The organism is Streptomyces sp. 11-1-2, assembly GCF_003595545.1.
Taxonomy (GTDB): Bacteria; Actinomycetota; Actinomycetes; order Streptomycetales; family Streptomycetaceae; genus Streptomyces; species Streptomyces hygroscopicus_B.
In genome coordinates this window covers 2,205,379-2,226,597 of record NZ_CP022545.1, presented here as the reverse complement: position 1 = coordinate 2,226,597, position 21,219 = coordinate 2,205,379, and the positions used below count along the sequence as shown (strand labels likewise).

16 protein-coding genes and 4 pseudogenes are annotated in these 21,219 nt (G+C 67.9%); 8 read left to right on the top strand and 12 right to left on the bottom strand.

The genetic code is table 11. From position 1 onward, the window contains the following. Nucleotides 1-193 precede the first annotated feature (193 nt). Entirely contained in the window at nt 194-1,183 is a 990-nt protein-coding gene (locus CGL27_RS09100; protein WP_240450414.1) for an integrase, read from the top strand. Here the strand turns inward: CGL27_RS09100 and CGL27_RS09095 are convergent. Genes CGL27_RS09095 through CGL27_RS09085 form a run of 3 tightly spaced genes read right to left on the bottom strand, consistent with a single transcriptional unit; the run spans nt 1,113 to nt 4,014 of the window. Then, entirely contained in the window at nt 1,113-2,069 is a 957-nt protein-coding gene (locus CGL27_RS09095; RefSeq protein WP_240450413.1) for a hypothetical protein, read from the bottom strand. The genes CGL27_RS09100 and CGL27_RS09095 overlap by 71 nt on opposite strands. 44 nt (nt 2,070-2,113) lie before the next feature. Then, nucleotides 2,114-3,367 carry a HAMP domain-containing sensor histidine kinase gene (locus CGL27_RS09090; protein ID WP_119985830.1) on the bottom strand — a complete coding sequence of 418 codons (1,254 nt, stop codon included), beginning with the start codon at nt 3,365-3,367 and terminating at the stop codon, nt 2,114-2,116. Beyond that, nucleotides 3,364-4,014: a response regulator transcription factor gene (locus tag CGL27_RS09085; RefSeq protein ID WP_119985828.1), complete on the bottom strand. Its 651-nt coding sequence runs from the start codon at nt 4,012-4,014 to the stop codon at nt 3,364-3,366. The genes CGL27_RS09090 and CGL27_RS09085 overlap by 4 nt, the downstream gene beginning before the upstream one ends. Nucleotides 4,015-4,180: 166 nt before the next feature. Between CGL27_RS09085 and CGL27_RS09080 the strand changes: the two genes are divergently transcribed. From CGL27_RS09080 to CGL27_RS09055, 6 genes and pseudogenes are all read left to right on the top strand, one after another. Continuing rightward, nucleotides 4,181-4,885 carry an ABC transporter permease gene (locus CGL27_RS09080; RefSeq protein ID WP_119985826.1) on the top strand — a complete coding sequence of 235 codons (705 nt, stop codon included), beginning with the start codon at nt 4,181-4,183 and terminating at the stop codon, nt 4,883-4,885. Between the two features lie 101 nt (nt 4,886-4,986). Beyond that, nucleotides 4,987-5,340 (top strand): annotated as a pseudogene (locus CGL27_RS09075) (DDE-type integrase/transposase/recombinase); the annotation flags it as partial. Between the two features lie 242 nt (nt 5,341-5,582). Beyond that, a complete protein-coding gene (locus tag CGL27_RS09070) occupies nt 5,583-7,295 on the top strand; it encodes a M4 family metallopeptidase (protein ID WP_119994310.1) in 1,713 nt (570 codons plus the stop codon). A 241-nt stretch (nt 7,296-7,536) separates the two neighbouring features. Then, nucleotides 7,537-8,012, top strand: a pseudogene (locus CGL27_RS09065) (peptidase M4 family protein); the annotation flags it as partial. A 140-nt stretch (nt 8,013-8,152) separates the two neighbouring features. Further along, nucleotides 8,153-8,956, top strand: coding sequence for a BPL-N domain-containing protein (locus CGL27_RS09060; RefSeq protein WP_078644820.1), 804 nt, complete (start codon nt 8,153-8,155; stop codon nt 8,954-8,956). A 483-nt stretch (nt 8,957-9,439) separates the two neighbouring features. Continuing rightward, nucleotides 9,440-10,158: pseudogene (locus CGL27_RS09055) on the top strand (integrase); the annotation flags it as partial. Between the two features lie 501 nt (nt 10,159-10,659). Here CGL27_RS09055 and CGL27_RS09045 read toward each other — a convergent pair. Further along, nucleotides 10,660-11,082, bottom strand: a pseudogene (locus CGL27_RS09045) (IS5/IS1182 family transposase); the annotation flags it as partial. Between the two features lie 302 nt (nt 11,083-11,384). Between CGL27_RS09045 and CGL27_RS49895 the strand changes: the two are divergent. Next, entirely contained in the window at nt 11,385-12,431 is a 1,047-nt protein-coding gene (locus CGL27_RS49895; protein WP_162952922.1) for a hypothetical protein, read from the top strand. A 236-nt stretch (nt 12,432-12,667) separates the two neighbouring features. Here CGL27_RS49895 and fxlM read toward each other — a convergent pair whose 3' ends face one another. The 8 genes from fxlM to CGL27_RS09005 form a co-directional block, all read right to left on the bottom strand. Further along, complete coding sequence (fxlM, locus tag CGL27_RS09035; protein WP_119985825.1) at nt 12,668-14,479, bottom strand: methyltransferase, FxLD system; 1,812 nt, start codon at nt 14,477-14,479, stop codon at nt 12,668-12,670. Next, the gene (locus CGL27_RS09030) at nt 14,476-16,440 is read right to left on the bottom strand and encodes an ABC transporter ATP-binding protein (RefSeq protein ID WP_162953281.1); all 1,965 of its coding nucleotides are present in this window, start codon (nt 16,438-16,440) and stop codon (nt 14,476-14,478) included. The genes fxlM and CGL27_RS09030 overlap by 4 nt, the downstream gene beginning before the upstream one ends. A gap of 23 nt (nt 16,441-16,463) precedes the next feature. Then, entirely contained in the window at nt 16,464-17,216 is a 753-nt protein-coding gene (locus CGL27_RS51675; protein WP_240450412.1) for an aminoglycoside phosphotransferase family protein, read from the bottom strand. 302 nt (nt 17,217-17,518) lie between these two features. After that, nucleotides 17,519-17,863 carry a hypothetical protein gene (locus CGL27_RS09020; RefSeq protein WP_119985821.1) on the bottom strand — a complete coding sequence of 115 codons (345 nt, stop codon included), beginning with the start codon at nt 17,861-17,863 and terminating at the stop codon, nt 17,519-17,521. Between the two features lie 44 nt (nt 17,864-17,907). Then, nucleotides 17,908-18,180: a hypothetical protein gene (locus CGL27_RS49890; protein WP_162952921.1), complete on the bottom strand. Its 273-nt coding sequence runs from the start codon at nt 18,178-18,180 to the stop codon at nt 17,908-17,910. A gap of 93 nt (nt 18,181-18,273) precedes the next feature. Next, nucleotides 18,274-18,741: a GNAT family N-acetyltransferase gene (locus tag CGL27_RS09015; RefSeq protein WP_078647767.1), complete on the bottom strand. Its 468-nt coding sequence runs from the start codon at nt 18,739-18,741 to the stop codon at nt 18,274-18,276. A gap of 211 nt (nt 18,742-18,952) precedes the next feature. Continuing rightward, nucleotides 18,953-20,527, bottom strand: a complete 1,575-nt coding sequence (locus CGL27_RS09010) for an FG-GAP and VCBS repeat-containing protein (RefSeq protein ID WP_240450411.1) — start codon at nt 20,525-20,527, stop codon at nt 18,953-18,955. 230 nt (nt 20,528-20,757) lie between these two features. Next, complete coding sequence (locus tag CGL27_RS09005) at nt 20,758-21,210, bottom strand: protein kinase (protein WP_240450410.1); 453 nt, start codon at nt 21,208-21,210, stop codon at nt 20,758-20,760. Nucleotides 21,211-21,219: the final 9 nt, after the last annotated feature.

Here is a 21,219-nt window from a genome sequence, read left to right as displayed (position 1 = left end):
TGGAGGTTGGCCTGGCTCTTGATCTGCCGCCGGTAGCCGGGCTCGTCCGTGAGACGCAGGATGTGCAGGGTCTTGGAGATCCGCCCGTAGTGGGCGATCGCGTCGCCAAGCGGGGTGGGGCGGCCGTCCCGGGAGAGCATGCGGATGACGTCGTAGGCGCGGACGGCGCCGGTGTGGATAGTGAGCGCTGATTGTGGGTCTGCGACTGCTCTACCTGATCTTCTGCCGCCTGCTGGGCTGCTTCCTTTTGCTGGACCGCTCGACCGCCGTGAACAACGCCGAGATCCTTGCCCTTCGTCATGAGGTCGCTGTGCTGCGTCGGAAGGTAGGGCGGCCGCGGCTCTCGTGGGCTGATCGTGCCGTGCTCTCCGCTCTCGCACGGCACCTGCCGTCCGTCTTGCGCTGTCATCGGCTGGTCACTCCGGGCACGCTGCTGACCTGGCACCGCCGTCTGGTGCGCTGGAAGTGGCGCCGGACAACGGTCGGCCCGGGTCGTCCACCGTTGCAGGAAGAGACAGTCGCGCTCACCCAGCGTCTGGCGCGAGAGAACCCGGCCTGGGGGTACGTCAGGATCCAAGGTGAGCTCCGACGGCTTGGCCATCGGGTTGCCGCCGCTACGATCCGGCGTGTCCTGCGCCGTTCCGGTCTACCGCCCGCGCCGCAGCGCGCAAGTCAGCAGACCTGGCGCTCCTTCGTCCGTTCACAGGCCCACACGCTGCTCGCCTGTGACTTCATGCATGTGGAGACCGTCTTCCTCAAGCGTGTTCATGTCTTCTTCGTCATGGAGGTCGCCACCCGGCGCGTCCATGTCCTGGGTGTCACCGCCCACCCGAGCGGCGCATTGGTCACCCAACTCGCCCGCAACCTGGTCATGGACCTCGGGGAGAGGGCTGGGTGCTTCCGGTTCCTCATCCGGGACCGGGACAGCAAGTTCACTGCCGCGTTCGACACTGGCGAACGACACCTGCGTACGGTCCTCACCGTATACGCCGAGCACTACAACGCCGGACGAGCCCACCGCAGCCTGGGCCTACGTGCCCCAGTCGACGACCCGAACATCATCCCCCTACCTGCTGGCGCAGTCAGGCGCCGACAGGTACTTGGTGGACTGCTCAACGAGTACCACACCACGCCACTCCGACTGCCGCACCATCTACAGGGAAGGCCCAGCTCAGCAGCCTGATCGGAATATTGACACCCTTCAGGCATGAACGGTGGGTCTGGTGGCCCGCCGCGTCGTAGCCGTAGGTCGTGGTGCGGCCGTTCACGGTCTCCGCGACCAGGCGGCTCAAGCGGTCGCGTTCCAGTACCAGTTCGGCATCCGCGTTTGTGGCGTGGATGAGGGCGCCGTGGGCGTTGACCAGGTTCTTCGCCGCCTGTGTTACCCAGGAGGTGGTCGGGTGTTCGATGGCGACCAGGATCCGGATGCGGCGGCTGCTGTGCTCGATCACCACGAGTACGTACATCCGCGCGCCGGACAGGGTGACCGTCTCAAAGAAGTCACAGGCCAGGAGGGCGTCGGCTTGGGAGGGCAGGAAGCCGACCCACGTGCTGGAGCTCCGGCCGGGCGCCGGATCGACGCCGGATTCCTTGAGGATCTTCCAGACGGTCGAGGCGGCCACCTTCACTCCCAGCACGAGCAGTTCGCCGTGCAGACGCCTGTAGCCCCAGTTCGGATTCTCTCTCGCCAGGCGCAGTACCAGAATCCGGATGGAGCGCACGGTACGAGGCCGACCGGGTCGCTTGAGCCGTGATACGGCGGCATGCTGGCGTCTTGCGAGGCCGCGATGCCAGCGCAGCACCGTGTCAGGACGTACGAGTAGTCGCAGACGCCGCAGGGTAGGCAACGGCATCCGGCGCAGCAGCGCTGCCAGGTGCGCCCGATCGCTCGAAGTGAACCGTAGTCGGGCACCGCCGAGTTGGCGTTCGAGCACCGTGTTCTGATGACGGAGAGCCAGGATCTCCGCATCCTTGTCCCGGTCGCTCATCGGCAGCAGACGCGGCGGACGCAGCGGACGCAGCAGCGCGAACGCGTTGGTCACGCCCAGGTGGGCCAGTCGCGGTAGCACGGTCGATCATCATGACGCGTGAACCACCGACTACGCGAGAGCGCCTACCCGAGCGGTGAGGCCGACGACCGCCGGTCCCGATACAGGCCTCCGACCAGGGCGGATGACATTCTCGGCAAGCACAGGGTCGGGAATTCGGCGCAGATGGTGAGGCCGCCACCCAAGGGATTGGGGCGGGCGGTGAGGATCCCGTGATGTGTGTGGGTGACGGCGCGGGCGACGGTGAGGCCGAGACCGGATCCGGTGCGGTGGGAGTCAACCCCTCGGTGGAAGGGTTCGAAGAGGGCCGGAACGTCGTGCGCGTTCACAAAGGGGCCTGTGTTGCGTACCTCGATCCAGGAGCGGCCGTTCGCAGTGCCGGTCGCGACGTGGACGGTGCCACCGGAGTGGTTGTGACGGATGGCGTTGATCACGAGGTTGAGAACCAATTGGTCCAGGAGGGTGGCGTCGCCAGTGACCGGAGCGGGGCCCAGTTTGGTCTGGAGGGCCACCTTCAGGTGTTCGACCTCGTCGCGAACGTCGGCGAGGGCGGTACGGACGTGATCGGCGAGGTCGCTTTCGCGCACGTGGGCGAGGTCGCTCTCGCCACGGGCGAGAGCGAGGAGAGAGGCGATGAGACGTTCGCTGCGTTCGGTGGCGGCCAGAGCGCGACGGAGGGCAGGTTCGAGGTCGTCGGGAACGCGGTGCTGGGCGAGGGGGATTTCCAGGGCGGTGCGGGTGATCGTGAGGGGTGTGCGCAGTTCGTGGGAGGCGAGGGCGGTGAAGTCGCGTTGAGCGGTGAAGGAGCGTTCCAGGCGGTCCAGCATGGTGTCAAAGGTGTCGCCGAGTTGTTTGACCTCATCGTGGGGTCCGGTGAGGGCGAGGCGGTCGTAGAGATTGGTTTCGCCGATGTATTGGGCGGCCTCTGTGACTTGAGTGATGCGGGTGAGGGAGCGGCGGGCGATCCACCAGCCGGCGAGGAGGGACAGTGCGGCGATGACCACAATAAGGAGTGCGGAGCGGGCGAGGAGCTCCCGCATCACGGTGTTCCGGAACGCCTCGAAGGCTTGAGAGGGCACGGATGGCCACGGGGCGGGCGGCAGTTGTGAAGGAGTGGGCGGAGAGCCGGTCGTAGGGGGCTGCGGCTCGGCGGGGAGGGTGGGGACGACGGCGAGCAGGGAGCGATTGGCGTTGAGGAGATCGCGGACGCTGAGCCAGTTGAGTGTGAGCAGGACGAGGCTGCCGGTGGCGAGGACGGCCGTGTTCGAGAGTGTGAGGCGGGCGCCGATGGTGAGTTTGCCCCGTTGGTTGCGGGTCACAGGCGATACCCGAAGCCGGGGACCGTCTCGATCAGGGGTGGGGTGCCGAGTTTGCGGCGTAGCTGGTGGACGGTGACTTTCACGGCGCTGCGAGATTCGGGTGGGGTGTCCCAGACGGCGTTGAGGAGGTCGGTGGAGCTGAGGATGCCGCCGTCGGCTTCGAGGAGGGCCTCAAGGATTCCGAATTCCTTCGGGGTCACGGCCAGGAAGCGACCGTCGCGTTCGGCCAGGCGCCGGACTGTGTCGAGACGGACACCGTGGCGTTCCAGGACGGTGGGGGCGCCGGAGGGGCCACGGCGGGCCAGCGCGTGCAGGCGGGCGATGAGTTCGAGGTAGGCGAAGGGTTTGGACAGGTAGTCGTCGGCGCCCTGGCCGAGGCCGTCGACGATCTCGTCAAGGGTTCCAGCGGCAGTGAGCATGAGGATCCGGGCCGGGTAGCCGCTGGTGGCGAGGGTGCGGCAGACAGCGTCCCCGCTCATCACGGGCAGGTCCCGGTCGAGCATGATCACGTTGTAGTCGGTTGCCGCGGTCATCTGCAGCGCGGTGGATCCGTCGTGGGCGATGTGGGCTTCTATGCCCTCGCCGCGCAGCCCGTCCGCGATCATCTCGGCGAGTTCCTTCTCGTCCTCCACCACCAGCACCCGCATCCGCGCCGCTCCTTCTCGTCGGGGTTGCCACTCGTGTCCCATTGTGGCCGGGCCGTGGTTATGCGCGGGTTGGCGCACCATAACCGGCGCATAACCACGGGGCGCGTACCTCTAGTGACTGCCGGGATGCCAGTGGGGCGCCCTGCGGGGCCGAGGGAGGACCTTGATGTCTCGTACGACTGTCCATCTGGCAGGGGTGCTGCCGGCAGCCTGCTCCGCCATGGTGCTGTCCGCGTGCTCGTCAGAGAGCGGGGAGGCACCGAAAGTAGCCGGTGGTGGCGGGCCGGTGAAGCCCATGGACGACGGGGCGATACGGCGGGCGTGGGTGCAGTGCACGCACGATGCAGGCCAGACCGAAGTACAGCTGGACAAGGACGGGCAGATCCAGATGCCCATGGGACAGACCGAGGAGGGCGGCGGGTCCGGGGCGGGGACCGACGACCCGCGTAAGAGGGCCATGGACACCTGCGACGAGAAGGTCCCGGGCCGCGAGCAGCTCCAGGAACGTGGGGTCCCCCCAGAACTCGTCGAACAGGCCCGCAGCCTGGCCCAGTGCCTGGTCGTCGGCGTCATGGAACGCCAGGGGGAAGTCGGCCTGCGCCGCGCTCTCGGCACACGCCAAGGACAGATCGCCGCCCAGTTCCTCGTCGAAGCCGTACCCCTCGGCCTACTTGGCGGCCTGGCCGGCGCCGCCCTCGGCTCCCGCACCGTCTACGGCCACGCCACCGCGCAGGACTGGCCACCTGTCATTCCCGCCACCTGGGCAGCCGCAGGACCCGCCATGGCCGTCATCGTCGGCACAACAGCCGGCCTCTACCTCGCCCTGCGCGCCGGGCGCATGCCTCCCACCACCGCCCTCCGCGCGGCGTGACGGACCGACACGTTCGACTCTGTCCCATAATCGGTGGTTGCGCTGCGTGGTGGTCAGTACGCGAGGACCGGCTGTTCCACCCGCGCCGCGACACCTGCTGTGTCTTCGTCAAGATCAACGGAGACCTGAAGTGCCTGTGGCGGGCCGTTGACCAGGACGGCAACGTCCTCGGCATCCTTGTCCAGAACCGGCGGGACAAGGCCGCGGCCAGGCGTTTCCTGCGGCGCCTGGTGCAGAAGACCCGGCCGGTGCCGAGGGTGCTGGTCACCGACAAGCTCCACTCCTGCGGCGCCGCCCACCGCGAGGTCATGCCCTCAGTCGAGCACCGCTCGCACAAGGGGCTGAACAACCGGGCCGAGAAATCCCACCAGCCCACCCGGCAGCACGAACGCGCGATGAAGGGCTTCCGCTCGATCGGCGCGGCCCAAAGGTTCCTGTCCGCGTTCAGTGGCATCCCATCCCGCCTTCGGCTCCGCCGTCACCTGATGACCGCCACTGAACACCGCCTCGAGACGACCGTCCGCCCCACGATCTGGGACCACACCACCGAGACCATCGGCCTGCCCGCCACAAACCGCCCCCGGGGCCCACCCGCCTCCCGCCGCACCCCGACACACCATCGGACGACCACACACCCAACAACGTGACAGTGCTCCAGAAAAGGAAACGAGGAGTTCGCGTGCGCAAGACCTCCAGCATGACCATGCCCCGTGCCGGGATGCGTCGTTCGGCGATGGTGGCCGGTACCGCGGTCGCGGCGACGGCCCTGCTCGCCACCGGGCTGACCACCAGCGCCGCGGGTGCCGCCCCGGCCTCCGAGACTGGGGCCCAGCCCGCGGCCCTCACCGCCTCGGCCCGCGCCGAAATGCTGCGCGACGCCAACGCCACCAAGGCGAACATCGCCACATCGCTCGGCCTCGGCGCCAAGGAGAAGCTGGTCGTCACGGACGTCATCAAGGACGTCGACGGCACTACCCACACCCGCTACGACCGCACCTACGACGGACTGCCCGTCCTCGGCGGCGACCTGATCGTCCACCAGGCCAAGAGCGGTGACATCAAGAGCGTCACCAAAGCCACCAACGCCACCGTCAAGGTCGCCTCCACCACCGCTGGAGTCGCCCCGAGCACCGCCGCCAAGGCCGCCATCAAGCTGGCCAAAGCCGACCACACCACCGGAGCCTCGGCCGACCGGGCCCCCCGCAAGGTGATCTGGGCCGCCACCGGCAAGCCCGTCCTCGCTTACGAAACCGTCATCGGTGGAACGCGGAAGGACGGCACCCCCAGCAAGCTGCACGTCATCACCGACGCCGCCACCGGCAAGAAGCTCTACCAGTACCAGGACGTCAAGACCTTCACCGGCACTGGCCAGCACAACGGCAAGGTCACCCCCGGCACCGGCACCACCCCCGGCACCACTCCCGGCACCGGCACCGGCACCGGCCAGTACAACGGCAAGGTCCCCCTCGGCAGCGTCAAGAGCGGCAGCCGGTGGCTGCTGAAGGACACCGCCCGAGGCGGACACCAGACGTACAACGCCAAGCACTCGATAGACCAGACCAAGCAGGGGTCGCCCTTCTACGACGCCGACAACGTCTGGGGCAACGGCAAGCCCACCACCGCACAGACCGCCGCCGTGGACGCCCACTACGGCGCCGCCATGACCTGGGACTACTACAAGAACGTCTTCGGCCGCAACGGCATCAGGGGCGACGGCAAGGCCGCCTACTCCCGGGTCCACTTCGGCGACCAGTTCGAGAACGCCGCCTGGAACGACGACTGCTTCTGCATGACCTACGGCGATGGCGCGGGCAACAAGAAGCCCCTCACCGCGCTCGACGTGGTGAGCCACGAGATGACCCACGGCGTCACCTCGGCCACCGCTAAGCTGAAGTACGGCGAGGCCGTCGGGCTCGACGAGGCCACCTCCGACATCTTCAGCACCGCCGTGGAGTTCTATGCCAAGAACGCCCAGGACCCCGGTGACTACCTCCTCGGCGACAAGATAGACCTCAACGGAGACGGTACGCCGGCGCGTTACATGGACAAGCCCAGCAAGGACGGTCTTTCCTACGACTACTGGGAGAGCGGCATGGGCAACGTCGACCCGCACGCCACCTCCGGTGTCGGCAACCACTTCTTCTACCTGCTGTCCGAGGGCAGCGGCGTGAAGGAGATCGACGGTGTGAAGTACGACAGCCCCACCAAGGACGGCTCCACCGTCAAGGGCATCGGCCGCGCCAAGGCCGAGAAGATCTGGTACAAGGCCCTGACCACGTACATGACCTCCAACACCGACTACCACGCCGCCCGTAAGGCCACGCTGAAGGCCGCCACGGACCTCTACGGCGCCGACAGCGCCGAGTACAAGGGCGTGGACGCCGCCTGGGCCGGAGTCAACGTCAAGTAGCAGCAACCGGCTCGGTCGAACCACACGACACACCGCCGGTGCCCAGGCATCAGCCCCTGGGCACCGGTCTGTCCCACCCCCGGCAAAGTCATCTTTCGCCCGCTCTGGGGGAAATTCCCCCAACTTCCCATTACGGCTGGAGATACATGGGGATTCACGTTCGGCATCGGCTGTATCTGGTATACCCCGTCTCAGAGTTTCGCGTACCGCCCTCGCCGCCGGAGCGGCGACCCTGGCCGCCGCCAGGTCGCTGGGGCTCGCGGCCAAGGAGAAGCTGGTCGTCAAGGACGTCATCAAGGACGCCGACGGCACCACCCACACCCGCTACGACCGCACCTACGACGGACTGCCCGTCCTCGGCGGCGACCTGATCGTCCATGAGTGCGCGAGCGGCGCCACGCAGGGTGTCGACAAGGCGGCCGACGCCGCCATCAAGGTAGCCGACACCACCCCTCCCACGCCGAGCGATCCGCCCTGAGCGCCGCCCGGGCCGAGGGCGGCAAGCCGACCGGCACCGAGAGCGCGCGGCGCAAGGTGATCTGGGCCGCCACCGGCAAGCCCGTCCTCGCCTACGAGACCGTCGTCGGCGGGACGCGGAAGGACGGCACCCCCAGCAAGCTGCACGTCATCACCGACGCCGCCACCGGCAAGAAGCTCTACCAGTACCAGGACGTCAAGACCTTCACCGGCACTGGCCAGCACAACGGCAAGGTCACCCCCCGCCCCGGCACCGGTCCTGGCGCTGTCACGTTGGCTGAGCGGGTGGGATGCTTTTCGGGTTGATCATGCTGGGAGGGGCACGTACGCCATCGGCCCCCGGTCCGCGTTCGGGCCGGGAGACACAGGAGAGAGACACCATGCACCCCAGTACACTCCCGAACGTCGGTCAGCCTCCGGCCACTGTGGGCCGGCGCCGGCTGCTCCTCGGAGTTCTCCCGGCCGCCGCTGCGCTGGCCGGCTGTGGCTGGTCGAGTGCCGACGAGCGAAGCGACCAGCCGCCCCTCGCGCTGGTCTACCGCGGTCCCCAGGGCTGCCCCGACTGCGCGCCGACGATCGCCGCCCTGCTGCGCCAGGCGCCGCAGCCCTTCCGGGTCACGTACGTGGGCCCCGGCACCAGGGTCCCCCTGACCGCCGACGCTCTGGCCGGCGCGCAGTTGTACGTCCAGCCCGGCGGCGGCTCCGACCTCGACGGAGCCTGGCAGGACCTGCGTGGCTCGGCGAAGATGATGCGCGACTGGGTCCGGGAGGGCGGCAGCTACCTGGGCCTGTGCTTCGGCGCCTATCTCGCCGGACGTAACCCCGGCTTCGACCTGCTGCCCGGCGACACCGACGGATATATCGACCTCCGGGACACCACGGTCCACGACCAGCGAGACACCGTGGTGCCGGTGAAGTGGCGCGGCAAGCAGCGGCACATGTACTTCCAGGATGGGCCCGCCTTCCTCCTCGACAACGGCGCCGACGCCGACGTCCTGGCGACCTACCCCAACGGAGCCGCCGCCGTCGTCGTTGCCCCGTACGGCAAGGGCCGGGTCGGGGTCAGCGGCCCGCACCCGGAAGCCGACCGCTCCTGGTACGAGGACGCAGGGCTGAAGAACCCCGACGGCGTCCGCCCCGACCTGGCCCACGAACTGATCGACAGGACCGTCGGACGACACTGAGAGGGCATCTCATCTGGCGTGTTCGGTAGTCTGCGGTCGTGGACCTTGTGGAGCGTCTGGTGCCGGATGAACTGTGGGAGCTGTTCGAGCGGGTGGTGCCTGTAGGGTTCCAAAAGCCTCGTATCTACACTGACCTGGCTGTTCATCAACTCCCACCGCTCAATTCATGGCCGACGTTACGGGGCTGGGTGACTTGAAGGATGCTCTGGATTCCGGTGTAACGGAGAAGGTATTCGTGCATCGGGAAATGCGCTCACTGCTGAGTTCATCGGATTAGGGAGCTCTGTCCGGCCGGCGACGGGGAAAGTCGGATATCGGCGGTCCGTTAGAAATTCCAAGGCCGCTTCGTTGTCGCATTTGACACTGCGGGTGCCGATAAATCATCCACGCAGGTCGGGAGCCTGATCACGGATCTTCGGCTCTGCTTGTCATTCGCCCCGAGTGCTTCACCCGCACAGGGCCCCGTCGGCATCATGATCTGTCGTGCTCCTGCGCCTGGTCTACCTCGCCACGACCAACGCCCTGGCGGCCCTACGCCTCCTGCCGATGAGCGACAAAGAGAAGGACATCGAGATCCTCGTGCTCCGGCACCAGCTGCTGGTCCTGCAGCGCGCCCCGAGACGGTGTTGCGCTGGCATCGCGAGCTGCTCAGGCGGCGCCATGCCGCAACCTGCGTATCCAGGCGACGTGGACGTCCGCGCGCCATTCGATCGATCCGCGCCCTGGTCCTGCGCCTGGCCAGGGAGAAGGCCGCGTGGGGATATCGCCGGATCCACGGCGAGCTCGCCGTGCTGGGGATCAAGGTTGCCGCCTCCACCGTCTGGGAGATCCTCCGCGAGCACGGCATCCCACGCGCCCCCAAACGGCAGAACACCACCTGGGCCGACTTCCTCCGCAGCCAGGCCAAGGCTCTTCTCGCCTGCGATCTTTTCGAAGTCCGCACTCTGACGGGGGCACGCCTGTACGTCTTCGCTGTCATCGAGCACACCACCCGTCGCATCCGGGTCCTCGGCGCCACGGCAAACCCCACCGCGGAGTGGATCGTGCAGCTCCGACGCAACCTCCTCATGGACCTCGATGACGCGAGCAGCAAGGCAAAGTTCCTCATCCGTGACCGCGATTCCAAGTTCACAGCCGCCTTCGACGCACTGATGACCGATGCCGGTCTCAAGGCCGTCACCACCGGCATTCGGGTCCACGGATGATCACTCATGGAGCGCTGGATACAGACCTGCCGCAGGGAACTCCTGGGCCGTACCTTCAGAGGGTGTTATGAGTCTTGATATCCGTTTCATTCTTGGGGTTGGGTGAGGTCCGCTGGTCGAGGGTTCGTTGCTGGTGCTACGGATGGGGCTGGGTGAATAGACCGGGTTCGGGCTCGGTAAGGATTCCGCGGCTGACCATGCGCTTGAGTTTGGAGCGGATGCCCTCGGTGTTCTTCGGCAGGATGGGCAGGTCGAGGGCTTCGCACAGGTCGCGGGCCCGCATCGGGCGTCTGGTGTCGGCGAAGGCGGCCAGGATCTGCTGGTAGGCAGGATGGTCCGGCGTGGCGGGCGGCGGGGCCGCTTCGGCGACGCCGAGGTGGTGGGCGATGCCCAGGAGGGTCTTGCGGGTGATCCGCAGGTTGTCGGTCTCTTCGTCGAGTTCGCGCAGGTGCGCGGCCAGTTCCTCGATCCGGGTCCGGGTCTGCGCGGCCTGTTCGCTCAGCGCCTGCTCGCGCGTGTCGATCTGTTCCAGGATGGGGTCGAGCTGCGGGTTGTCGGTCTTGCGTCGCGCCAGGTGGGGGTGGTGGTGTCGGTCAGCCGGCGCGCTATTACGTCGCTCATCGCCCAGTACACGCGTGACTCCGAGGTGGCGGGCCGGTGTTCGTAGTCGCGGACCAGGCGCCGGTGCATGACGAGGGTGCCGAAGGTCTGCTCGACTACCCACCTCTTTGGCTCGGGCACGAAGCCGACATCGGCCGGGTTGCGCTCGACGATCTCCACGTCCATGCCGAGCGCGGCACCGTGATCGACGACGGCCCTCTTGAAGCCCTGGTCGACCAGGGCTTTCTTCACCGTGTCACTCTGGGCGGCCACGCGGTCCAACAGGGCGGTCCCCGCGGCGTTCTCGTGGACCGAGGCCGCCCGCGCCGCTCGGCGGCAGGTCGTTGGGGAGATGGGCCCACTGACAGCCCGTCCGGCTCTGTGCGTCGATCATGCAGGCCGACGCCTCCGCGTCCCGCCCTTCCTCCTGTCGCCAGAACTCCCTGAGCAGGCCGTTGAGCTGGGCGGCTGTGCTGCTGTGGCGGTACAGCCTGCTGACGACCCGGTGGCCGGAATGGGCCCGGTTCGATTCCGATCAAGGCGCATATTCCCATTCGCACCCTGGAGTCAGCGGGAGTTGCCATGATTGCATTCAACGAGCACTGGACGAAGGGGGGCGTCTCATGGAAGCGGCAGACGGTGTGGCGTTAGCGGCAGTACAGATCCTGACGGCGATGGCGAGTGGTGCGGCCACGGCGGTGGGTGGTGGCACGGGTCAAGCGCTCAGTGACCTTATCCGTCGGCGACTGAGCTCGGAAGAGGGCCGAGCAGCCCTGGCGGGATTTGATGCCGATCCAACGGATTTAGCGGCGACACAAGAACTGCGGGGTGTAATCGGAGAGGTGCTCAAGGCTGACCTCGAGTTCGAAAGAGCGCTGACTCAACTGCTTTCGAATCCCTCCGCCACTCCGTCGGCGTACACCAACAGTGTCGTGATCGGAAGCGGCAAGGTTCGCAACAGTCAGATCTCTCTAGGACCACTTTCGATCTCGAACACGCGTAACAACAGGAACTCGCTGACCGTAGTGGCCGTCGTGCTGCTAGCGGTGTTGGCGCTCGCTCTCTATGGCGGTGTCCACCTCGTCACGGGGCGTTCTCCGGGAAATACCGAGTCGGCACCGAAACCCACGAGGACCCAGACGAAGCATGTTGTGACTCCTGAGGATCTTGTCTCGAAGATCCTCCCGGACCGTGATGTCTTGCCTCCGGGTTGGGAGGTTTCGGGTGGTCCGCACTTGAACGGCTACCTAGCGTGCTTTGACTGTGTGTCTGAGGCCGATCGGCATAACGCCGGAAATGTTTTTTGGAATCTGCCCGGATCTCAGGATGCAAACTTCTTTGTGGACGCTTATACGAGTTCAGCTTCAGCAGAGGCCAACTATGCGAAGGCTTCGAAGTCGGGCGAAGTGATCCAGGTGAAGCCGGGAGCATACTTCTCCGACTCGTATATTGCAAAGGAAGATCGGAAGGTTATTTCGATGGAAGAGGGTGGCTCGCCGGTCGTTGTAGCGTTTATTCGGATAGAGACGGTTCTGATAACGATACAGATGAATTCTGATTGGAAGAATCAAGAAGGTAATCTGACAGCCTTCGCCTACATGATGAGCGAGCGTGCGAAACAGGCGTTGGACGGCCAACCCGTGAGATCCGCGGTTCCCCAGCTTTCGTGATCGCCCCTGCCCGTAGTAGCGGCCCATGAGGTGGAAGTGATGCTGACGCCGCGGCGCAGCTTCCTCCTCGTCCTGCGTGCTCGACGGCGTGCAGCGCCCTTCCGCGCAGCCGCGGTCCTCTTCGTCCTGCGTGGTGACCATCTGCGAAGGCACGTCCTTCTGTGTAGCGGTTCTGACGACTGCGGGCAGCGGAGCCGCCGAGGGTGCGGCCAAGGGGCGTCCGGATGAAAGCCCCGTCAGGACCAACCCATGGGGGCGTAGAGGGAGCCGCGGGAGATGGCGTCCAAGGCGACCCGTGTGTACTCGACGGTGGGCTCGGGCAAGTCGTCCAGCGGCCAGAAGCGCCATTCGGTGCAGCACTCTGGTTCGCGTACGAGGGGTTCGCCCTCCCAGCGGGAAGGAGCGAAGAACAGCCCGATGCGTGGGATCGTGCTCCCGGGGTCGAGCAGGTCCAGGACGTGGACGAGAGACAAGTCGCCCTCCGGGATGCGGAGTCCGGTCTCCTCCTCCGCCTCCCGGACCATACAGGTGACGGCGGATTCCATGTCTTCGCGATGGCCGGCGGGAAGGTGCCAGGTCGACGGGGCGAAGGCGCTGTTCGGGTGGCGCTTGCCCAAGAGGACGGCCCCGTCACGGAGGAGGACGAGATGGGCGCCGATGATGCTGCGGCTGCGGTGGTCGCGAGGCTCGCGGACTTCCACCAGAGGAAGTGCCGCGTCATGGCGCCCACCGAGCTGGTCCGCATTGTGGTGGGCGTGCAGGGCCGCCGTGCCAGGAATGATCGGCCAGTCGATCGCGACGCGGGTGTGCTGCTTGACGAACACGTGCGCACCGTCGGCCGTGGACGCGGGATCACCGCAGGCCAGGGGGTGGACAGTGATGCGCGGGCAGAGGGCGGCGCGGTGGTTGCGCTGCCAGTGCAGGACCTGTTCGGCCATCTCCTGCGCAGCCAGGTGGCCGTGGGGCCCGTAGCCGTGAACGACGAACTCGTACCGGCCGTTGCCGTCGTCTCCATCGCCGATGCGCTTGGTGGCCAGCCACGCGAGGGAGGTACCGCGGACGATCGCGGCGCCGGGCCAGTGCTTGGGCGGCGGGTTCAGGACCCCGTTCTCGCCGTCGGGGTCGACCGACAGGCGGCAGAAGCCGGGCAGTGCGCCGGCCAGATAGAGGGTGAGGGCGCCGAAGGGTTCCTGGCCGCCGACGGTGACGTGGGTCTGCGTCACCGTCGGTTCGCGGGTGGGGGAGGGGGCGAGCTGGTCGACGGACAGTGGGGCGCCATCCTCCCAGGAGAGGTGGATGCCAGTGCCGGGGACGGTGCGTCGGATCGCGTTCCGGGCGCCCTCGCCCTGCATGGAGACGAAGCCGCAGACGATGAGCGGCTCGTCGCTGTGCAGAGCCCCGTCGCGCATGGTGAAGCCGATGGCCCAGGCGTATCCCTGCAGGCGGAGCGGGGCGACGAGACGACCGCCCTCGGCGAGGGCGTCGATCCAGGGAAGGTCCCAGGTGTCGACGGTGACGAGGATGGCGTCGAAGCCGTCCTCCGGCACGATGCCGGTGGGCAGGTGCTCGGCGTCTGCGGTGACCACGTGGACGCGGTCGTATCCGGTCTGGGCCAGGAAGCGGGTGGCGCGGTTGGTGACGGCCGGGTCGATATCGAGGGTGGTGACGCTGCCGGTGGGGCCGACGAGTTCGGCGATGAGGGCGGCGTTGTAGCCGCCGGAGCCGATCTCCAGGACACGGTGGCCGGGCTGAATGCGGGCGGCTTCGAGCATGTCGGCCTGCAGCCAGGGCGCGGAGATGGAGCTGGTGATGCGGCCCTCGTCGCTGTGGCGGGTGGCGACGATGTCGTTGGCGTACGCCTTGTGGACCGGTACTTCGGGTGCGAAGGCGTGCCGGGGCACTGTGCGCAGGGCTTGGTCGACCGCGGGGGTGCGGATGTGTCCGGCAGCGGCGAGTTGGCCGGCCAGCTGGTGGCGCAGGGCGGTGGCCTCGTCGAGGTCCGTGGTGGGGGATGTCGTCACGGCGGGCCTTTCGGTCGAGCGGGTCATGCGGGATCCGCGACGGTCGGTGTGGTGGGGCTCGGGATGGTCGCGGTGGGGGCGTACTGGGCTGCCTGGGCGTCGAACATGGCGGCGTACCGGCCGCGTGCGGCGATGAGTTCGTCGTGGGTGCCGTGCTCGGTGAGGTGCCCGTTGTTGAGGACGTAGATGTGGTCGGCGTGGCGGACACCGGACATGCGGTGGGTGACCAGGACGACGGCCCGGTTCGGCGCGGCGAGGCGGCGGATGCGGCCGAAGGCTTCGATCTCGGCTTCCGGATCGAGCGCGGACGTTGGCTCATCCACGATGAGGACACCGTCCGCCTGTGATGTTGAACTACGCCAGTGCGTGCGGGCCAGACCCACTTTCTGCCATTCGCCGCCGGACAGTTCGATGGCGCCGCGGAACATGCGGGCCAGCAGACTGCGCAGGCCGTCGGGGAGTTTGGCGATGACGGGGCCGGCGACGGCGTAGTCGACCGAGGGCTCCAGGTCCTGGTCTGTTGCGGGGTGAGCGGGGCGGCCGAGGCGAATGTTCATCGCGGCGGTCAGGGGCCAGCGCTGAAAGTCTTGGCTGAGCAGGGAGACTCGCTCGAAGACCTGAGCGCGGTCGAGGTCGGTGAGGTCCGCCTCGCCCCAGCGCAGAGTGCCGGTATGGGGCAGCAGCATGCCCGACACGATCTTCATCAGCGTGCTCTTGCCGGAGCCGTTCTCGCCCACCACCGCGGTGACCGACCCCATTGGCAGCGTCAGCGACACTCCTTCCAGGGCCGCGGTGTCACGGTCGGGATAGCGGTAGGTGACGTGGTCCAGGACGATCTCCTTGACCCGTTCAGGAACGGGTGCGCCGCCTGCGGGCAGCGTCCGCCGGCCGGCCTGGGTGAGGAAGCGACCGTGATCGCGGACATAGAGGCTTTCCTCGTGCAGTTGGTTGATGTTCATGACGAGGGCGCCCAGGCTCGCGGAGCCGGTGCGTACCGCGACCACGGCGGTCCCGGCGACGGCGAGGCTCATGTGCCCGGCCATGATCAGCCAGAACATGGCTCCGTAGGTTGCGGCCATCGCTAGGCCGGACAGTGCGGAGGCCACCCATTCGGTCAGGGCTTTGCTGGAGGCGAGGCGTTCCTGTTCGGCTTCGGCGCTTTCGGCCATGCGCTCGTAGCGGCTGAGGAGGAAGGCGCCGACGGAGTGGAGGCGTACCTCCTGGGCGGCGGTGCGTTCGGTGAGCAGGTTGCCGATGAGGCGGCTGGCGCGCACGTGCTCGATCCAGCTCATCACGGACACGTACCGTTCCTGGGCCACGCGCATGGCGCCCCAGCCGCGCGGGGCGGCGATGAGGATCAGCATGGGCAACAGGACGGGGTGGAGTACGGCGAGGACGCCGGCGGTGGTGATCAGGGAGATGAGGCCGTTCAGCGCGGCGACGCAGGAGCTGATCATGCGGCGGGCTGAACTGGGGCCGTGCTGGGCGATGTCGACAAGCCGCCGGAAGTCGGGGTCGTCGATGGCCTCCAGTTCGACGCCGGCTGCGGCGGCCAGGTACTGGGTGGTGGCGATCCGCTCGACCTTGGGCTCCAGGCGACCTGCGCGGGAGGTGGACCAGGCCGAGAGGGCGGAGTTGATGACGCCGATGGCGGCGGCGGCCAGCAGGCCAGGTAACAGGGCGTGCAGCCGCTCAGCAGCGCTGCCGCTCCCGGCGAGCAGCGCGTGCATGACGGCATTGACGGCGAGCAGGCCGGCTGCTGCGGCCATGCCCTGACCGATCTCGCTGACTCCCACGGCGAGCAGGGCACGCCGGTCTGCCTGCCACGCCATGCGCAGCGTGGCGCCGACGAGCGCGGGCATGGAGCGCAGCGCGGACATCATGGTCAGGTCCAAGGTCGCGTGCTCGTGCTGGGACCATCCCATGTCGTAGCGCAGGGGCCCGCCGAACAGCTCTTGTTCGGCGTCGGAGACATGAGGGTCGGCCATCGTGACCGGGCCGAAGAATCTCTTCACCGGGCGCCTCCCGTGGGCCAGTTCAGTGCCCGGTGGGACGGGCCGTGGGTGAGCATGCGGAAGATCGCGGCCGTGTAGGGGTGGCAGTCCGGCGGGGGCTTCTCGGTGACGAGCGGGCCCGGTTCGCTGCGCTCGAAGTCGATCAATGCGCAGCGGCTGCCATTCCACAGCAGATGGCGCTCCCAGAAGTCCCCGTGCCGCCACCCGGCCAGTAGCGGTCCGCAGCCGGAGAGCGTGCTCACCAGATGCCGCAGCGTGTCGGCTTCCGCGGCGGACAGGTGGTCACCGGCCTCCGCGGGGTGCTTGTCCAGGCCGGCCATCGTGTTCTCGACGATTCTGGCGGCTTCAGACCGGACCAGGGGACCGGTCATGGCGTCGTGGAAGCGGCGCAGGAGCTGGTCGGCTTGCCGGTGGGCAACGCGGCGGCGCGCGGGTGACTCCTCTTCTCTTAACGGCTCGCCTTCCACCGCGGTAAGGATCAGGGCCAGCAGCTCCGCGGAACTGTCGCGCAGGACCGGGGCGTTGCCGCGGCCGAGGTGTGGAACGGCCACGCCGTAGGCACCGGTCTCGCGCGTATGCAGGATCGGTTTGGGCGCCACTTTCACGTAGTGGACGCCGGTGCGTCCGGTCACCCTCCACACCTGGGAGTTGTCGCGGGCGTGCGAGGCGTCCCGCATACAGTCCAAGGGGCCCGGCACGCTCGCCACCCAGGTGGTGAGGGAGGAGGGGAGACGAGTGGATTCCGTCATGCCAGGTACCTCGTATCCGGGCGGGACTCCTCGGCGAGCAGGGCGGTGCGGCCGGAGGCGATGTGAGGGTTGGTGCCCGAGGAGACGGCGGTATTTTCGAACGCGGGATGAACGAGCGCAGGGCGGCGTACGGGATGAATGGGGACTCCTCAGGGCGAGATGCGGACAGGTGATCGGGTAACGGAGGTTCCGCTGTCGCCGTAACGGGTGGGGGCGGGCGAAATCTAGAACCCGAATTCGAATACCGGGGTCCTCTCCTTGTGTGGCCGAGTGTGGCGGTCCGTGATGCTGTGTTCGATCACTCATGTGGGTTGCGGTAACTCCTCCGGGGGATTGCCCGGTACCGCCTTGTCGTCCCGCAGTAGTCGCCTCAGTTCGGTTTCGCCGAGGGTGACGGCCCTGGACGGAGACTGCCGGTAGTCCGGGGGCAAGGTGCCGGCCCCGAGACGCGCAGCCGTGATCGCCGTGCTGAGCGCGTCTGCCCGCTCGGCACTCAGGGCTGCTCGGGCGGCCGGGGGGGGCAGGACCTCGCGTGCGGCGTAGGCGTCGAGGCGGGCCACCTCGGAGACGGCTTCGAGCAGCGGGCCCGCGTACGGCCCGTCGGGGTCCAGCTCCAGGGCGGCCGGGCCCGCCCGGGTCTGGAACACGGCGGTCGACGAATCGGGACGGGTGAGGAGCGCGGCGGCTTCGCTCAGGGTGGGGTCGAGGCCGGCCCGGGGAACCGGTACGTCGATGGGACGGCAGTGGGCGCGCAGGATCTGGCCGATGGGGCCTCCCAGGGTTCCGTGGGCTGGGTGGCGTCGATCATGTCGCGGGCCTGCTGGTCGAGTCCCTGCTCCATCAGGGACATGATCTTGATCTGGCGGCCGTCGAGGAGCCGGTTGCCGATGCCACGGTGCTTGGCCGTGGCATCGGCTGTGTCGGTCCACCTGCCGATGCGTGCGAGGGCGCGGGCGCCGTCCACGAGCAGGGTGACCCACAGGGCAAGGAACGCGCCCGTATCCGCAGCGAGAGAGGCATCCGCTGGGGAGGCCGACCGCTTCCAGCAGCAGCTTGATCAGACAGGAACTTCAAATATGAGTTCGAGGCCGTCTTCCTCGTCCCATTGCTCTCCGACCTCCACAAAGCCGAACCCCGAAATCGTGGCCAGGGATGCGGCGTTGTCAGGACTGATCGTCACCCGCACGGTCCCGACTCGGGTTTCGGCAACGGCCCGATGCACCAACGCGGTCAGGATCGCCCTGGCGTAGCCCTGACGACGGTAGACGGGGACCACCGAGTAACCGAGCTCCACCATCCCCGCCTCATCCGGCGGCCCATGGAACCCGGCATACCCCACGACGGCACCTTCCGGCTCGGCCACCACAATCTGAGTGAGCCACCCCGTGCAACCCGGGTCCGAGGTCAGCTGATTGACCCGATACTGCCACACCCACTTTGCCGTGTCGGTGACGAAGTACTCGGTGAGAGCGACACCTGCTTCGGCACTGGCGCGAGCCAGGTCGTCCTTCAGCAAGGCGCTCATGGTCGTGCTCGACAACTCAACAAATCGCACGGACTTCGGGCTCGTGGGTGCCGGAGTCCGGCGCTCGACTTTGTCTGTCACAGCTCGAATCGTCGTGGAGAGGGCAGGACGTGTCCAACTGTTTCCGCAGTGGCTCATGCATGCCCCGACCAGATTGCGCCCCATCCACTCGTCCCTACCTGCGCCCCGGTGAACCTTCCCGGTCAGAGCACTAGCGGGCGATCCCGCCGCCTCCCATATAGAGGTCCAGCTTCCCGGTCCGCTCGAAACTGTCGCCGTACAGCCGGGTGACGCCGCCGGTCGACAGCCCCTGGTCCGTGCCGGGCAGCAGCCATGCGGAGCTGCGAATCTTGTCGTCGCCCGGCGCGGCCACCGTCAGGTCGGCCCGGTGGTCGCCGTCCATGTCGACGAGGCGCACCGACATACCGAACGTGGCCCGCGCGCTCCCCCTGCCGCCGATGTCGCCCGGATCGATGACTCGGGCTCCCTCACCGGTCAGGCCGTTTGGACCGCCCAGCAGGAGCAGCACCTGTTCCGGGCCCGGCTTCGCGTACTCCTCGCTCCGGGGTGAGCCGGCCACCACGTCCGCGTAGCCGTCACCGTTGACGTCACCGGTGTCCAGGGAGGTGAAGGCGGCGTCCTCGTCCTGAGGTTCCTCGCCGGGTACGCCCGGGGTGTCGCGGTCGATGGTCGTCGGTTGTTTCCCCTTCCCCGGCCCGGCCTTGGAGCCGTACACGACGGTCACCGAGCTATGGCTCGCCTTGCCGCGCCGGGGACTGAGCACGAGGTCCGCGACGCCGTCGCCGTCCATATCGCCGACCCCTCCTGCCGCCGCGTCGGGGAGGTCGATGTCATCTGGTTGGGCGAGGCCGCCGCGGCGGGCGTGGAAGTAACTGACCGGCCAGCGCTCCTCGAACCGGGCTGTGCCGAGGGGCTTGTCGTGGTGGAGGGCCATCAACTCGTCGGCACCGTCACCGTCCAGGTCCCCGGCGACGAGGCCGCGGTAGTTCGCGGTGTCGATGTCTTTTGCGGGCTGGCGCGGTGCGGACACCGGGCCGGTGCCCGCCGGGGCTCCGTCGCGTTTGAAAGGCCCCTTGAGCAGGCCCTTGTCGGAACCGAGCCCGAAGACCAGATCGGCATGCCCGTCCCCGTCGAAGTCACCAGCGACGAGCTGCTCCTCCAGGATCGGGTCCAGCGCCCAGGAGACGTGGCTGCCGTCCGTCCCCGGCACCCGGACGGCGCTCTTCAGCCCGTCCGGGGAACCCCACATGATGATCACGCTCGGTTTCCAGTCGAAGACGGCGGTGGCGAGATCGGTGTACCCGTCCCCGTCGAAGTCGCGGGCCACCACATCGGTCCCGAAGAACGCCTCGTCCCGGGCCTTCCCCGGTATCCCGGCGTCGTTCTGCGTGAGGTACTGGCAGTGGGCGAGGGCGGTCCCGTCGCCCGATCCGTACGCCACCGCGATGCTGCCGCCGCCGCTGCCGTTCTCCACGTCGCCCAGTGCTCCCATGGCCAGGTCGGGGTGGCCGTCACCGTCGAAGTCCGCGGCGGGCGCGGCACCGGCCGGTGCCTGGGCGCCCTTCGCCGGGGCGCTGGAGGGCGCGGTTCCGTGAGCCGCGGTGTGGCAGGTGCGGGGTGCGGCGATGCCCTCGGGCCCGGACTGAGCCAGAACCACTCCGACCGCGACGACGACCGCGACGACAGCCGCACCGCCCGCGATCACCCACCGGCGTTTGCCGCCCCGTTTCCGCACAGTTCCCTGCTCATCATCTTCGACGTCCATGTGATCAAGCACCGCTCGACGGTACCCAATGGTTCCGGACACCCGGTTGCGAACGGATCACCGACTTCAGCACCGTGCCCGCGCACACACGTCGTCGCGGACCGCGTCGGCACCCCTGCGCTTGCCGGAATCCCATCCGGGCAGGTCATGCGGCATGTCGGTATTCGTGGAGGATGCCGCCGAGGCGCTCGCGCCGTCGTATCGGGGAACTTCCCGGTCCCGGTCCCGGATCAGGAATCGCGCCCGGCGGCCCGCGCCCTCAAGGTCGCCCGCTCCAGCGCCCCGCGCAGCTCCGCCGCGCTCGTGCAGCCGATCTCGGGGTGCTCCCGCAGCGCCGTGTCGATGACCTCCGCGAGGCCTCGTGGGATGGCCGGGTCGCGGCGGCGGATCGGGATGGCCGGCTCCTGCAGGACGACCTGCCAGGGGTCCTTGGCGCGCGGGAACTCGCGCGGGGTCCTTCCGGTCAGCGTGTGGTAGACGCAGGCGGCAAATGCCCAGACGTCCGCGGCGGGGGTGGCCTTGCGGAAGTCGATGACCTGTTGGCGCGGCATGAACATCGGTTTGCCCGCTGTGGTGCCGGTGCGTGTCAGCCCGCTCAGGCCCGCCTGGTCAAAGGCCTTTCCGATGCCGAAGTCCGCGATCTTCGCCGTCGCCTGCCGTCTGCGGCGTCGGACAGTACGCATCCCGCTCCG

Excerpts from the sequence above, each read along its gene's own strand:
- CGL27_RS09085 (WP_119985828.1), bottom strand. The coding sequence starts at position 4,014 with ATGCGGGTGCTGGTGGTGGAGGACGAGAAGGAACTCGCCGAGATGATC.
- fxlM (WP_119985825.1), bottom strand. The coding sequence starts at position 14,479 with ATGACCCGCTCGACCGAAAGGCCCGCCGTGACGACATCCCCCACCACG.
- CGL27_RS09005 (WP_240450410.1), bottom strand. The coding sequence starts at position 21,210 with ATGCGTACTGTCCGACGCCGCAGACGGCAGGCGACGGCGAAGATCGCG.
- CGL27_RS09015 (WP_078647767.1), bottom strand. The coding sequence starts at position 18,741 with ATGAGCGCCTTGCTGAAGGACGACCTGGCTCGCGCCAGTGCCGAAGCA.
- CGL27_RS49895 (WP_162952922.1), top strand. The coding sequence starts at position 11,385 with ATGGAAGCGGCAGACGGTGTGGCGTTAGCGGCAGTACAGATCCTGACG.
- CGL27_RS09010 (WP_240450411.1), bottom strand. The coding sequence starts at position 20,527 with ATGGACGTCGAAGATGATGAGCAGGGAACTGTGCGGAAACGGGGCGGC.
- CGL27_RS51675 (WP_240450412.1), bottom strand. The coding sequence starts at position 17,216 with ATGACGGAATCCACTCGTCTCCCCTCCTCCCTCACCACCTGGGTGGCG.
- CGL27_RS09070 (WP_119994310.1), top strand. The coding sequence starts at position 5,583 with ATGACCATGCCCCGTGCCGGGATGCGTCGTTCGGCGATGGTGGCCGGT.
- CGL27_RS09030 (WP_162953281.1), bottom strand. The coding sequence starts at position 16,440 with ATGGCCGACCCTCATGTCTCCGACGCCGAACAAGAGCTGTTCGGCGGG.
- CGL27_RS09060 (WP_078644820.1), top strand. The coding sequence starts at position 8,153 with ATGCACCCCAGTACACTCCCGAACGTCGGTCAGCCTCCGGCCACTGTG.
- CGL27_RS09080 (WP_119985826.1), top strand. The coding sequence starts at position 4,181 with ATGTCTCGTACGACTGTCCATCTGGCAGGGGTGCTGCCGGCAGCCTGC.